Consider the following 13,925-nt stretch of genomic DNA (forward strand, 5'->3'; position numbering starts at 1 on the left):
AGCACCGTTCGGAGAGACTCGCCCATGGCGCCGCCTGCCGTCCCGACGACCTTCCTTTGGCACGATTACGAGACCTTCGGTGCCGACCCACGTCGTGATCGTCCTTCCCAGTTTGCCGCCATTCGCACCGACGCCGACTTCAACGAGGTTGGCGACCCGGTGGAGTGGTTCTGCCAGCCGGCCGACGATTTCCTGCCCCACCCCCAGGCCTGCCTGATCACCGGCATTACGCCTCAGCAGGCACGCCGTCGCGGCTTGCCCGAGGCAGAGTTTGCCGGTCGTATCGAGGCGCTGATGAATCAGCCCGGTACCTGTGCCCTGGGCTACAATAGCCTGCGTTTCGATGATGAAGTGACACGGCATCTTTTCTATCGCAACCTGCTCGACCCCTATGCCCGCGAGTGGCAGAACGGCAATTCGCGCTGGGATTTGATCGATGTGGTGCGCGCTTTTCATGCCTTGCGCCCTGAGGGGATCGAATGGCCGACCCGCGAGGATGGCGCGCCGAGCTTCAAGCTGGAGGCGCTGACCGCCGCCAACGGCATTGACCATGAGGGCGCTCACGATGCGCTCGCCGACGTGCGGGCGACCATCGCGCTGGCGCGACTCTTGAAGGCCCATAATGGCCGGCTCTTCGATCACCTGCTGCGGCTTCGCACCAAACGCCAGGCGGCGAAACTGCTGGATGTGCAGGGACGAAAGCCGGTGCTGCACATCTCGCGCCGTTATCCGGCCAGCCGCGGCTGCAGCGCCCTGGTGGTACCGCTGGCTGAGCATCCCACCAACCCCAACGGGGTGATCGTCTACGATCTCTCGATGGCCCCCGCCCCGCTGTTCGACCTCGATGCCGACCAGATCCGCCAGCGAGTCTTCGTCAGTAACGACGACCTGGCCGAAGGCGCCGAGCGTATCCCGCTCAAGGTGATCCATATCAACAAGTGCCCGGTGCTCTTTCCGGCCAGCGCCCTCAAGGACGTGGATGGTCCGCACCAAGGCGAGTATGGCGAGATCGTGGCGCGTCTGGGGCTGGACGTTGCGGCCTGTCGCGAGCACTGGAAGCAGCTCGCCGCGCGGCCAGAGGTCGCCGTCCGCGTCGCCGAGGTGTTTGCCGAGCCGCCGCCTGAGGGGCCGCAAGATCCGGACATGATGCTCTATGCAGGCGGCTTCTTCTCGCCGGCGGATCGCCAGCAGATGCAGCGCGTGCGCGAGACCGCGCCCTGGGATCTGGTCGGCGCCAGCTTCGCCTTCCAGGACCCGCGACTCGAAGAGATGCTGTTTCGCTATCGGGCGCGCAGCTACCCGCATACCCTGGAAGGCGACGAGCTGGTCCGGTGGGAGAGTTTCCGCTGGGAGCGGATGAACGATCCCGCCCTCTCGAGTCTGACCCTCAAGGCCTTCGCTCGTGAGATCGAACGGCTCAATCAGGTAACGCTCGACGACCAGGAGCGACAGATCCTCGAGGAGCTGGTGATGCACGTGGAGGCGATCATGCCGGCACAAGCCTTCGACTGAGCGCTACCGGTAGGTAGGGGATAACGTGACGGGGCCCGGCCAATTGGCCGGGCCCCGTCGTTGCGAGCGATGTGCCTGCTCACTTTGGGTCTTTTCAGGCGTCGGATTCGGGCAGCGGGTCGAGATGGCGGGTCAGCTCGACCACGTCGCTGGGCTCGTCGCCCGGGTCAAAGGTGACGCTGGCCACGGCCTGCTCGCGCAGTTCAGGCCATAGCGCCCGAAGATCATCCGCGGTCACGGCCAGCGCTTGTTCGGCCAGTTTCTCGCGCTCGTCGAAGTCGGTGTCGCCAAATGACATAGCCTGCCATAACCGGTTGGCCTTGCCCGAAAGGCTAGTGTCACGACGCACCAGGCTGTCGTGTACCGCCTGGCGATAGGGGGCAAGGCCCTGCTCGTCGAGCGTTTCCAGGCGGGTGGCGAAGTCGGTCAGGAAGGCGTCAATACGTGCCTGGATGACCTCGCTCTGCGTCTCAGGTGATTGCACCAGCAAGCTGATGCCGGGTGCGTCGAGCAGTGGCGAATACCCGGCGTTGACCACGTAACCGAGTTGTTCCTCGGTGCGCAATTGCTGATAGAAAGGGGTGTCGAGCAACTGACCGAGCACTGCCAGGCGTGCGCGACTTTCCAGCGAACGATCCGGACCCTGCAGGTAGCGCAGCACCACCGATTCGTTGCGTGTCGTGTCGGGTACCAGCTCGGGAAGGTCGGGCTCGGCACGCAGCGGAACCAGGTCGGGAATCTGTGTCTCTGCGAGGCTGGGCGCGAGCGCGTCGGCGACCAATTGGCCTTCACGGGTCGCCAGTTCGGCATCCAGATTCCCGACCGCCATGGCCTCGAGGCGCAGCTCGGCCAGGAAGTCGCCGCGGAAGTCGCGCAGGGCGTCGACGTCGAGCTCGCGACTCGCTTCGAGCAGGGCATTGGTGGGCCATTGCGGGCGCACCAGCGCTTCGGCCAGGGTGCGCTGGGCCTGTTGATGCAGCGCCGCCTGAGGCGCGTTACGCCATTCGCGCTGCAGCCGATATTGCACTCGTTCGAAGGTAGCCGGGTCGATGCCGCCCTGCTGCAGCTGTTCCAGGACCCGCTGCATCAGCTGGTCTTGGCGGTCGCGCCAGCCAGAGAACGACAGCGTGATCCCACGGGCATGGGCATAGGCATCAAAATGATGGCCGGCGAGACGTGCCGGGTAGAGGGCCTCGTTGAGGCTGTCGGTCAGCCAGCCGGCCAGCAGCCGGGCGAGCACGGCGTCGCGCGCCGTTGCCGACGCGTCGGGGTGCTGCAGGCTGAACCGCCACTCGACCTTGGGCGTATCGAAACTCGCCTCGGCCATGTGCCAGAGATCGAAACCTGGATCATTGAGAAGGCGGCTGGGTTGCTCGTCCTGTTCGTCGAGCAGCTCGAGGTCTTCGGCGATGTAGGGATTGGGCGCGGGCAGGGCAAGGCCAGACAAGGGCGCGGCGTCTGGATTCTCTGAGACGCTGACCTCGCGCCAGGGCGCGTCGAACCAGGGCGATACCTCTTCACCTTCGACATCAGGGGCGCTGTAGAGTCGCAGCCGGTTTTCCGGCCGCAGGGCATCGAGATAACGCTCGGTCGCTTGCCGGTCGAAGCCGTCCATCCGGTAAGGAGCGTACTGAACGTCCTGCACCGGGAAGCGTGACAGGTTCATGGCCAGGCGCATCGCACCGCTAAGCGGTGAGCCATGCTGCTGGAAACGGAAATCCTGCTCGGCGAGTCGGGCCTGTTCCTTGTAGCGCCATTCTTCCAGGCCGGCCTCGCGAATCCGCTTGATGGCGGCAAAGAGCGTGACTTCGATCTCGTCGAGGCGCTCGGCGCCATCGGGCGTGAGGCTGATACTCACGGTGAAAAGCGCATGGCGGCCGTCGTTACGCGAGATGCCGGCAGACAGGCCGTCGGCCAGGCCGGCGTCACGCAGCACGGCCAGCAGGCTGCCCTCGCCTTCATGGCCCAGCAGGTGGGCCAGCAGGTCGGCGGGCTTGTGGCGATACTGCTGGATCGGGTCGGGGACCGGAAACATGAAGCGCAGCTGGCGGCTGTCACGAAGCGACTGCACTTCCACGGCCGCCGGTAGGTTGTCGGCAGTCACCAGCGGCGTCTCGATCACCGGCCTTTCGAGATCGTTGTCGGCAATCGGGGCGAAGTCCTCGACGACCATGGCCTCGAGTTTATTCAGAGGCTGGGGCGCGATCACCGCCAGATGCATGACGTTGGCATCGTAATATTGCTCGTAGAAATCGATCACCCGCTCGCGCAGGGGCGGCTCGCCGTCGGGACGGTCGGACAAGGTGTCGCGGCTGCCCACCGAAAAACCGGTCATCGGATGGCGTGGATTGAGCAGCTGGTTGAGCACGTCGTTCTCGCGGCGCCCGTCATCGCGAATGCGTGCTTGGTATTCCGAGTGGACGACATTGCGCTCGCTTTCCAGGCGATCGGCGTTGAACAGCGGGTCGATGAAAAAGCGGCTGAAGCGGTCCAGGGCACCCGGCAGGGCGTCGGGCTCGATATCGAAAAAGTAATTCGTGTCCTGTGACGCGGTGAAGGCGTTATGGCTGCCCGCGTGGCGCGAAAGATAACCCTGGTAGGCATCCGGTTCGGGATAGGCCTCGGTGCCCAGGAACAACATGTGTTCCAGAAAATGCGCCAAGCCAGCCAAGTCCTCGGGGTCCTGGGCGCTGCCCACATCCACGTTCATCGAGGCAGCGGCCTTGTCGGCGTCGGGGTCGCTGACCAGTAGCACCTCGAGACCATTTTCCAGCGTCAGGACGCGGTAGTCACGGCTGTCGTGAGGGCTGACCTTGGGCGTGATGACCTCGTCGACGGTCTCGTTGGTGTCGTCCGCGGCGACCGGGCTCATCAGCAGCAAGGCGGATAGCGCCAGCAGGCCGAGCAACGCTAGGGGTCGTCGAACAATGGCGTGTTGGGGGGCGATAGGCATCGTCTCTCCTCAATTGGGGGTCCGGAACGGTTCATGAAGGTAGGGGTCATGAGTCGACGCGAAGCATGGGGCCGATGGGACGGGCGCAGCTTGCATCCTGATGCGCGGGATCATTGACATGTCTTGATACCGGAAAAGCGCCCAACAGTTCCCTGGGGGCGCGTATCAGCAGGGTTTTGACTGCCGCCGGGTCAGTATCGGGGTCCAGCCAGCGCCGCGCCTCGTGAGGCTCAACGATGGCGGGAAGGCGATCGGTGAGCGAGTGGAGCAGCGTGTTGGTCGGTACCGTGATCAGCGCCAGGGAGTCGGTATGTTCGGCCAGACTGGTGTGAAAGCGGCACCATAGGCCGGCCAGCAGCAAGGGGCCACGATCGATGCGGGTGATGAGAAAGGGCTGCTTGGCGCGGGGCAGCGTTTTCCAGGCATAGATGCCCCCGACCGGCACCAGGCAGCGCCGGGCCCGGAAGGCCTCACGAAACATCGGCCGTGTGTCCAGCGATTCTGCCCGTGCGCAATGCGGGGCGTGGTCGAGCACCTCCAGCCAGGGCGGAGTCAGGCCCCAGAAAAGTGACGAGAGCGTGAGCCGTCCACCCTCCAGGCGAATCGCCGAGAGAAAGCGACGCGGCGCCAGGTTGGGGTTGGTGACAGGCGTCGCATCGAGCGCCAGGTCGGGCAGCAGTCGCGTCAAATCGAGGGGCGGAATATAGAGTCGGCCGGCCATGGGCCCTCCTCGAATGATGGAGCGACAGGGTATCCAAGTCTCGAGCGCGGGGAAAGCCGGTAGTGACGGGGGCGATGGCGCGAACGTCGGTGAAAATCCCACGATAATCTGTCGAAAACAGTGTTCGATGTGCGCTATCCTACAGGGTCAGCACTTGCGGCGAGCCGATGGCTTGCCTTTACTACCTTGCGAGGAACCCGATGGCCCGTCCTAGACAGCATGCGCCCGAGGCGTTACATGCTCAGGTCATGGTTACCTGTGATGCTTGGCTGCAGGTCAATCCCGTGCATTCGCTGTCTTTACGCGCCCTGGCGCGAGAGGTTGGTTGTGCGCCCAGCACCTTGCTCAAGCTTTACGGCAGCTTCAGCAACCTGCTGCAGCACGTCAACATCGAGACGTTGGCGCGTTTGCGCAACGTGGTCGAGCCGCTGACCAGCAGGGCGACCCCGGAGCAGCGTCTGACGTCGCTGGCGCATGCCTATTGGGAGTTCGCGCATCAGGCGCCTTATCGCTGGCAATTGCTGTTCGACTTTCCCCTCGCGCAGGAGGGCGAGCTCGACCAGCGCCAGAATGACATGATCGAAGCGCTGTTCCTGCGCGTCGAAGCTACGCTGAAGGAATACCAGCCCGCGCTGGATGATCTCGAGGCCAGGCGCCTGGGCCGCACCCTCTGGGGGAGCGTCCACGGTCTGGTGCAACTGGGGCTCAACGAGCGTCTGGGGTACTGGCAGGGCCAGCAGCTGGAGGTGGGCGAGCTCCTTGATCAACTTTTGGCGACCCTTCTGGCCGGGCTGAAAACTCGCCAAGACGTCACTCGATGATGCTGTTTGCCTCGGTCGCAGTGGGCCTGTTGTTGGTAGCGGTCTGGTGGTTCAGGCGGCACCCGCGTGACGCCATGCGGCGGCTGGTCTTCGTGCTGATCCATGTCATGTATCGCTTGCGCCTGCGCGGTCGACGGCATATCCCCGACAAGGGTGCGGCGATCGTGGTGTGCAATCATGTCAGCTTCATGGATGCCCTGTTGGTCGGGGGCGCCAGCCGCAGGCCGTTGCGCTTCCTGATGGACAAGCCGATCTTTGATTCACCCTGGCTGAACTGGATGTTCCGGCTGGTAGGGGCGATCCCCGTGGAGTCAGAGCGGCGCGACCCGGGCAATGTGCGCCGGGCGCTTCAGGAAGTCAGCCGGGCGCTGGCTGAGGGCGAGGTGGTGATGCTCTTCCCCGAGGGCCGTCTAACACTTGATGGGGAGGTCCAGACGTTTCGTCGGGGTCTGGAGCTGATCCTGGCGAGAGATCCGGTGCCGGTGATTCCGGCCGGCCTGTCGGGGCTTTGGGGATCCTGGACCTCGTATAGCCAAGGTGCGGCGCTGAGCATGCCACCGAGTCGTTTTCGCGCCAGGGTGGCCCTCACCTTTGGCGAGCCCATGGAACCCCACGACGTCAGCCGAGCTCGGGTCGAGGCCAGGGTGCGAGCGCTCAAGGCGGAGTCCGATGACTGGATCGCAACACGTGATCAGCTCGGCAAGGTACACCGGCCCTAGCGCGTTCGGCTCGCCCGTCGGGGGGCCTGCCAGCAGCGAGCAGCGGTGATCAGGTTGTCGCGTACTTCGAGAATCTCCATGCGCACATTAGCGACCTGCAGGCAGGCGGCGCCATCCGGGAAGGATTCCAGGTGTTCGAGTATCAGGCCGTTCAGGGTCTTGGGTCCGTCGGTGGGCAACAGCCATCCCAGTGCCTTGTTAATTTCGCGGATATTGGCGGTGCCGTCGATTACGTGGCTGCCATCGTCCTGAACGTGGATTTCCTGATCCTGCCCGGCCACGTCGGTGGTGAACTCGCCGACGATCTCCTCGAGGATGTCCTCCAGTGTCACCAGGCCCTCGACGTCGCCATACTCGTCGACCACGATGCCGATCCGTCGTTTCTGCTTCTGGAAGTTGAGCAGTTGAGTGTGCAGCGGAGTGGACTCGGGAATGAAATAGGGCTCGCGTGCCTCCTGCACGATGGCGGCTTTGGTCACCTCGTCGCGGGACAGGAAGCGCGCCGCATTACGCAGGTGCAGCATGCCGATGATGTTGTTGATGTCGCCCTTGAAGACCGGCACCCGGGTGTGCTGACTGGTGCGTATCTGCGCCAGGATGTCCTCTAGATCATGATCGAGGTCGATCCCTGCCACCTCGTGCCGGGGCACCATGATGTCGTTGACGGTGACATTCTCCAGATCAAGGATCGACAGCAACATTGCCTGGTGACGGCGGGGAATCAGCGTGCCCGCTTCGTGGACCACGGTACGCAACTCGTCGCGGGTCAGGTTATCGGCGCCGCCGTCGATGTTCTTGACGCCGATCAGCCGCAGCAGGCCGTTGGAGATGACGTTGACCAGCCACACCAGCGGATACAGCAGTTTTAGCAAAGGCTCGAGCGCCAGCGATGCCGGGTAGGCGATCCGCTCGGGCCTGATCGCGGCATAGGTCTTGGGGGTGACTTCGGAAAAGATCAGGATGGTAATGGTCAGGAGGATCGTGGCAACCGCGGGGCCAGTGACTTCCCCGAAATAGTGAATGGCAATGATCGTGGCAATCGAGGCCGCAAGGTTGTTGACGAAGTTGTTGCCGATCAGGATCACGCCGATCAGTCGATCGGGCCGTGCCAGTAACCGGACCACTCGCTGGGCGCGTGATTCCCCGCTATTGGCTTGATGGCTCAGGCGATAGCGGTTGATGGACATCATGCCGGTTTCGGAGCTTGAGAAGAAAGCGGATAGGCAAATGAGCAGAAACAGCAGGCCGAACAGCAGTCCCAGGGGGAAGTCGTCGCTCAAGTAGAAGGGTCCTCAGTGGCGGGTCAGGCTCGATTTGTAGGGGGTCGGTCGGGCAGTGTCAAGCCGCCCCCAGCGAAGAGGCGGGGCTCATGCCCGGTTCAGCACGATCTCGAGCACGAACTTGCTGCCGAAGTAGGCGAGTAACAATACGGCGCAGCCGCCCAGGGTCCAGTGCACCGCGCGCATGCCGCGCCAGCCCAGGCGATGATGACTGAAGAGCAGAACGGCGAATATCACCCAGGCGGCAAGCGACAGGATCGTCTTGTGGGCCAGGTGCTGGGCGAACATGTTGTCGAGGAACAGGAAGCCACTGGCGATCGACAGGGTCAACAGGGCCATGCCGGCCCAGATGAACTCGAACAACAGACGTTCCATGGTCGTTAGCGGCGGCAGCGATTGGACCACGCCGCGAATGTGATGATGGCGCAAGGCGTGGTTCTGTACGCCGAGCAGCACCGCCTGGACGGCGGCGATAGCGAGCACGGCGAAGGCCAGCGCCGAGCTGATCGCATGCAGGGCGATGCCCGGGGACATGTCGGTGGTTCGCTCGGGGCTGGGGAGCCCTACCGCGAGCAGCAGCGCAATGCCGGCCAGCGGGAAGACCCCAGCGGCGGCGTTGAGCACCGGTTTGAAGAGGCTGATCAAGAGCAACAGCAGAACGACCACGGCGCCTATCAGGATCGCGCTGGTAGAGAGCCCTGGCAGCACGGCCTGCCCATCGTGAAACAGGCCTGCGGTGAGCGGAAGATGACACAACAGTCCGAGCACGCCCAGGCCGCGTACCAGCAGCGGGCGCGGCGCAACCCAGCGTGCCAGGGTCAGGGCTTGCCAGGCGGCGGCGGCGAGATAGAGCAAGAAGGCCACAAGGGCCAATAGAAGCGCCTGCATCGATTGCTTTCCATGCGCCTTTGCGCGCGCCAGAGAATGAGAAACGGATGCCGCTACTATACCCAATCGACGGGGTCGCGCACAGGCTGCGACCATCAACCATGCGGGACGCATGGAGACTCACAGCCGCAGCGCGTATAATCACCCGTCATATTCGGGCCGTCGCCACTGGAGAGGCCAATGTTTCAGAATCTCAGCGAGCGTCTATCGCAGACGCTCAAGTCGATCAAGGGTCAGGCGCGCCTGACCGAGGAAAACGTCAAGGACACGCTGCGGGAGGTCCGCCGAGCCCTGCTCGAGGCGGATGTCGCCCTGCCGGTGGTCAAGGCGTTCGTCGATCGCGTTCGTGAGCGCGCGGTGGGACAGGAAGTGTCGCAGAGCCTTTCCCCGGGGCAGCAGTTCGTCAAGATCGTCCAGCAGGAGCTCGAGGCGATCATGGGCGAGGCCAACGAGGGGCTAAGCCTCAAGGGGTCGCCCGCCGTCGTGTTGATGGCCGGCCTGCAGGGCGCCGGAAAGACCACCTCGGTGGCCAAGCTGGCGCGCTATTTGCGCGAGCGAGAGAAGAAGAAAGTGCTGGTAGTGTCCGCCGACGTCTACCGTCCGGCGGCTATCGACCAGCTCGAGACCCTGGCCGAAGAAGTCGGCGTCGATTTCTTCCCGTCGCGCAGCGATCAGTCGCCGGTCGCCATTGCCGAAGCGGCGATCAAGCACGCCAGAATCCAGTTCCATGATGTGGTGATCGTTGATACCGCCGGTCGACTGGCCATCGACGAGGCGATGATGGCCGAGATCCAGGCGCTGCATCAGGCCGCCGCGCCCCAGGAGACGCTGTTCGTCGTCGACGCCATGACCGGCCAGGACGCCGCCAATACCGCCAAGGCCTTCGCCGACGCGCTGCCGCTGACCGGTGTCATCCTCACCAAGGCGGACGGCGATGCCCGCGGCGGGGCGGCGCTGTCGGTCCGCTACATCACTGGCAAGCCGATTCGCTTCATGGGCGTCGGCGAGAAGGTCGATGCCCTCGAGCCCTTCCATCCGGACCGCGTCGCCTCACGCATCCTCGGCATGGGCGATGTACTGTCGTTGATCGAGGAAGCCGAGCGCACCGTCGACAAGAAGAAGGCCGAGCAACTGGCCAAGAAGGTCAAGAAGGGCGATGGGTTCGACCTTGAGGACTTTCGCGACCAACTGCAGCAATTGAAAAAGATGGGGGGCATGGGCGGCCTGCTCGGCAAACTGCCAGGGATGGGGCAGATGGCGGAAATGGCCCAAGGCCCTGGCCCCGAGAAGGAAATGGGCAGGCTGGAAGCGCTGATCAATTCCATGACGCCCAAGGAGCGCCGCCGTCCCGAGATCATCAACGGCTCGCGCAAGCGACGCATCGCCGCTGGTGCCGGCTTGCAGGTGCCCGACCTCAATCGGCTGCTCAAGCAACACAAGCAGATGCAGAAAATGATGAAGAAGGCCGGCAAGAAGGGTGGCATGCAAAAGATGATGCGCGGCATGTCGGGCATGATGGGTGGTGGTCCCGGCGGCCCAGGTGGTCCCGGAGGCATGGGCGGTCCCGGTGGAATGGGAGGGCCGGGGAACTTCCCCAGGCGCTGAACCGCGTAGTGTGCTGGTGTTTATCATGGGCCGCCATGGGAAATGCTTTCCAAGCGGACCGGTTTTCCGTAGACTATCGCGTCTTCACTGGCAGTGATCGCGAGCACTTGCGACTGCCTCTGTGACCCTATGCCTGAAGCCGGGTCTACTGCCCGCTTCCCGAGCACTCAGAAATAGCATTGTTGGAGGTCGGCGGCGAGCCGCCGCGGCCCAGCAGAGTCAACCGAAATCTCAACCGAAGGACAGACTACGCATGGTTACCATTCGTCTGGCACGTTCTGGCGCCAAGAAGCGTCCCTTCTATCACTTGACCGTGACGGATTCCCGCAACGCCCGCGATGGTCGTTTCATCGAGCGTCTGGGGTTCTTTAACCCGGTCGCGCGCGGCCAGGAAGAGCGCCTGCGCGTCGATCTTGATCGTGTGACCCACTGGCAGGGCCAGGGTGCGCAACTTTCCGAGCGCGTCAACGAGCTGGTCAAGGAAGCCCGCAAGCAGGCCTGAAGCGCCTGACTTGCTTGACTGAAGTGCCGTCAAGGTGTCGTCGATGAGCGAACACGCGCAAGCACAGCCGCGCGACGATCATGTGGTGCTGGGCAAGCTGACCAGCCCCTATGGGGTGAAAGGCTGGCTGAAAGTGTATTCGTACACCAGCCCCATGGATGGCATTCTCGATTACGATGACTGGGTCCTGAGACAGGACGGGCATCTGGTTCGCTATTTGCTTGTGCAAGGTCGTCGGCAGGGTAAGGGGTTGGTGGCCCAGCTCGAGGGCGTCGATAGTCGCGAGGCGGCCGAGGCTCTGGCGGGCGCCGAGATTCTCTTGCCCAAGACTGAATTGCCCGAACTCGCCGGCAGCGATTACTACTGGTATCAGCTGGAAGGCCTGACCGTGGTCACCCGCGAGGGCGTGGCGTTGGGGCGTATCGATCATCTCTTCGAGACCGGCGCCAACGATGTCATGGTCGTGAAGGGGGGTGGCGATGATCGTGAGCGATTGCTGCCCTTCCTCCCGGAGGACGTGATCCTGAGCGTGGATCTCGTCGCTGGCGTGATGACGGTCGACTGGGATCCCGAATTTTGAGTGTCGGCTCGACGTCGTGTATGCCATTGAATCGGGGCGAACAGGGTATATGGATCGGTGTCGTGTCGCTGTTCCCCGAGATGTTCGAGGCGGTCACACGCCATGGCGTGACCGGCAGAGCGGTGGAGACCGGCCGCATCGCACTGGAATTCTGGAACCCGCGCGACTACGCCACCGACCGTCATCGCAGTGTGGATGACCGGCCCTATGGCGGCGGCCCCGGCATGCTGATGAAGGTCGATACCCTGCGTTCGGCGATCCATGCCGCACGTTGGCGGGCCGAGCAGGCCACCGGTCAGCGGCCGAGGGTGATCTACCTGTCGCCCCAGGGGCGGCGGCTCGATCAGCCGGGCGTACAACAACTGGTGTCCGGCCCCCCTTTGGTGGTGGTGGCGGGGCGCTACGAAGGCATCGATGAACGCGTGGTAGAAGCCGACATCGATGAGGAGTGGTCGATTGGCGACTATGTGCTCAGCGGCGGTGAGCTGCCGGCCATGGTGCTGATCGATGCGGCGGCAAGGCTGGTGCCCGGCGTGCTCGGGCATCGGGATTCCGCCGTCGAGGACTCCTTCAATGATGGGCTGCTGGACTGTCCGCACTATACTCGCCCGGAGGAAGTCGACGGGCGGCGCGTACCGGAGGTGCTGCTCAGCGGCCATCATGGCGCCATCCGGCGCTGGCGATTGAAGCAGTCCCTCGGGCGTACCTGGCAACGGCGCCCGGACCTGCTCGAGACGCGGTCATTGAATCGAGAGCAGCAACAGCTGCTCGAGGAGTTCATCGAAGAATACGCGCTGTCCAGCAAGTAGGTCAGGGCGGAGGTGCAGGACGCGTCGAGTCCCTGACAGGACGTGGACCTGTGTCACCAATCAGCTCCCGCGCTCTCGGGTCGTGACTCGGGCGCCGGGATCACGATTGGCCGGCAACACGCGACAGCCGGCCAGTCATGTTATCGAGGAGTATTGTCATGAGTAGCAAGAACAAGGTGATCCAGGCGCTCGAAACCGAGCAGATGAGCAAGGAAATTCCGACATTCGCCCCGGGCGATACCGTGGTCGTTCAGGTCAAGGTCAAGGAAGGTAGCCGTGAGCGTTTGCAGGCCTTCGAAGGCGTGGTGATCGGCAAGCGCAACCGCGGCCTGAACTCTGCCTTCACCGTGCGCAAGATCTCCCACGGTGTCGGCGTCGAGCGGACCTTCCAGACCTACAGCCCGCTGGTCGACTCCATCGCGGTCAAGCGTCGCGGTGACGTGCGCCAGGCCAAGCTGTACTATCTCCGTGAGCGTAGCGGTCGTTCCGCACGCATCAAGGAAAAGCTGTCTTGAGGCGAGCCCCTTCGCCGGTCAGCGCCGCCCAGGCCTGACGCCTGTGGCTGCCCCGAAACCCCGTCACCGCTCCGCGGGGCGGGGTTTTGTCGTTAGGCGGCTCGATAGGAGCAAAAGATGACGACAGGCGAGAAAACCGCTGACGTGATCGATGCGTTTCTCGACGGTCTCTGGCTCGAGCAGGGAGTAAGCGACAATACCCTGAGCGCTTACCGGCACGACCTGACGACCTGGATGGCACGGCTGGAGAGCCTCGGTCGTGACTGGCGCGCACCGGGCGGCAATATGTTGCCCGCCTGGTTCGACGAGCGCCGCGAGGCCGGCTATCAGCTGCGCAGCAATGCCCGGTTGCTGTCGAGCCTGCGGCGCTTCTATCGTTGGGCGCTGGTTGAGGAGATCATCACTCACGACCCGCTCGTCGAGGTGCGCCTGCCGCGGGTGCGTCCATCGCTACCCAATACGCTCGAGGAAGCCGAAGTGGAGCGTCTTCTCGAGGCGCCGGACTTGTCATCGGCGCTGGGTATGCGCGATCGCGCCATGCTCGAGGTGCTCTACGGCGCGGGCTTGCGGGTCTCAGAGCTGGTCGGGTTAACGACCGATGCCTTGAACCTGCGCCAGGGTGTGGTGCGAGTGCGCGGCAAGGGTGACAAGGATCGCCTGGTGCCGCTGGGCGAGGAGGCCATCGTCTGGTTGCAGCGCTATCTGCGCAGCGCGCGCGGCTCCCTGATGCGCGACATCACCCATCCGGCGCTGTTTCCCGGTCGCGCCGATCGGGCCATGACGCGTCAGACCTTCTGGCATCGCATCAAGGTCCATGCCCGCACCGCGGGCATCGACAGGCCGCTGTCGCCTCACACCCTGCGACACGCCTTCGCCACCCATTTATTGAATCATGGGGCCAACCTGCGTGTCGTACAGCTGCTGCTCGGTCACAGTGATCTCTCGACCACGCAGATCTACACCCATGTCGCGCAGGTACGACTGGAAGCCCTGCACGCCGATCATCATCCTCGAGGCTGA

The 13,925-nt window shown here is 63.8% G+C and carries 13 protein-coding genes; 9 read left to right on the forward strand and 4 right to left on the reverse strand.

Translation table 11 applies throughout. The features are described from left to right. Positions 1 to 24 precede the first annotated feature (24 nt). Positions 25 to 1,512: an exodeoxyribonuclease I gene (gene sbcB, locus KG088_RS05240; protein ID WP_213824452.1), complete on the forward strand. Its 1,488-nt coding sequence runs from the start codon at positions 25 to 27 to the stop codon at positions 1,510 to 1,512. A 94-nt stretch (positions 1,513 to 1,606) separates the two neighbouring features. On the opposite strand, the gene KG088_RS05245 is transcribed toward sbcB, so the two are convergent. Next, positions 1,607 to 4,465 carry an insulinase family protein gene (locus tag KG088_RS05245; RefSeq protein WP_213824453.1) on the reverse strand — a complete coding sequence of 953 codons (2,859 nt, stop codon included), beginning with the start codon at positions 4,463 to 4,465 and terminating at the stop codon, positions 1,607 to 1,609. 46 nt (positions 4,466 to 4,511) lie between these two features. Then, positions 4,512 to 5,186 (reverse strand): SOS response-associated peptidase, encoded by a 675-nt coding sequence (locus KG088_RS05250; protein ID WP_213824454.1) that lies wholly within the window; start codon positions 5,184 to 5,186, stop codon positions 4,512 to 4,514. 200 nt (positions 5,187 to 5,386) lie between these two features. Between KG088_RS05250 and KG088_RS05255 the strand changes: the two genes are divergently transcribed. Then, positions 5,387 to 6,007, forward strand: coding sequence for a TetR/AcrR family transcriptional regulator (locus KG088_RS05255; protein WP_213824455.1), 621 nt, complete (start codon positions 5,387 to 5,389; stop codon positions 6,005 to 6,007). After that, the gene (locus KG088_RS05260) at positions 6,004 to 6,726 is read left to right on the forward strand and encodes a 1-acyl-sn-glycerol-3-phosphate acyltransferase (protein ID WP_319941389.1); all 723 of its coding nucleotides are present in this window, start codon (positions 6,004 to 6,006) and stop codon (positions 6,724 to 6,726) included. Before KG088_RS05255 ends, KG088_RS05260 begins: the two co-directional genes overlap by 4 nt. Here the strand turns inward: KG088_RS05260 and KG088_RS05265 are convergent. Together KG088_RS05265 and KG088_RS05270 are read right to left on the reverse strand one after the other, a co-directional pair. Next, on the reverse strand, positions 6,723 to 8,006 hold the full coding sequence (locus tag KG088_RS05265; protein ID WP_213824456.1) for an HlyC/CorC family transporter: 1,284 nt from the start codon (positions 8,004 to 8,006) through the stop codon (positions 6,723 to 6,725). The two genes, KG088_RS05260 and KG088_RS05265, sit on opposite strands and share 4 nt — an antisense overlap. Positions 8,007 to 8,093: 87 nt before the next feature. Continuing rightward, the gene (locus tag KG088_RS05270) at positions 8,094 to 8,894 is read right to left on the reverse strand and encodes a cytochrome C assembly family protein (RefSeq protein WP_213824457.1); all 801 of its coding nucleotides are present in this window, start codon (positions 8,892 to 8,894) and stop codon (positions 8,094 to 8,096) included. A 180-nt stretch (positions 8,895 to 9,074) separates the two neighbouring features. Here KG088_RS05270 and ffh point away from each other — a divergent pair, with 180 nt between their 5' ends. The 6 genes from ffh to xerD all read left to right on the forward strand — a co-directional run bounded on the left by ffh (position 9,075) and on the right by xerD (position 13,925). Beyond that, the gene (gene ffh / locus KG088_RS05275; protein ID WP_213824458.1) at positions 9,075 to 10,499 is read left to right on the forward strand and encodes a signal recognition particle protein; all 1,425 of its coding nucleotides are present in this window, start codon (positions 9,075 to 9,077) and stop codon (positions 10,497 to 10,499) included. 253 nt (positions 10,500 to 10,752) lie between these two features. After that, complete coding sequence (rpsP, locus tag KG088_RS05280) at positions 10,753 to 11,001, forward strand: 30S ribosomal protein S16 (protein WP_213824459.1); 249 nt, start codon at positions 10,753 to 10,755, stop codon at positions 10,999 to 11,001. Between the two features lie 43 nt (positions 11,002 to 11,044). Continuing rightward, positions 11,045 to 11,581 carry a ribosome maturation factor RimM gene (gene rimM, locus KG088_RS05285; protein ID WP_213824460.1) on the forward strand — a complete coding sequence of 179 codons (537 nt, stop codon included), beginning with the start codon at positions 11,045 to 11,047 and terminating at the stop codon, positions 11,579 to 11,581. Positions 11,582 to 11,628: 47 nt separating this feature from the next. Then, positions 11,629 to 12,390, forward strand: a complete 762-nt coding sequence (gene trmD, locus KG088_RS05290; protein WP_213824594.1) for a tRNA (guanosine(37)-N1)-methyltransferase TrmD — start codon at positions 11,629 to 11,631, stop codon at positions 12,388 to 12,390. A 158-nt stretch (positions 12,391 to 12,548) separates the two neighbouring features. Then, a complete protein-coding gene (gene rplS / locus KG088_RS05295) occupies positions 12,549 to 12,905 on the forward strand; it encodes a 50S ribosomal protein L19 (RefSeq protein ID WP_213824461.1) in 357 nt (118 codons plus the stop codon). Positions 12,906 to 13,022: 117 nt separating this feature from the next. Next, positions 13,023 to 13,925 (forward strand): site-specific tyrosine recombinase XerD, encoded by a 903-nt coding sequence (xerD, locus tag KG088_RS05300; RefSeq protein WP_213824462.1) that lies wholly within the window; start codon positions 13,023 to 13,025, stop codon positions 13,923 to 13,925.

It is taken from the genome of Halomonas jincaotanensis (assembly GCF_018448785.1).
In the GTDB taxonomy this organism is placed as follows: Bacteria; Pseudomonadota; Gammaproteobacteria; order Pseudomonadales; family Halomonadaceae; genus Halomonas; species Halomonas jincaotanensis.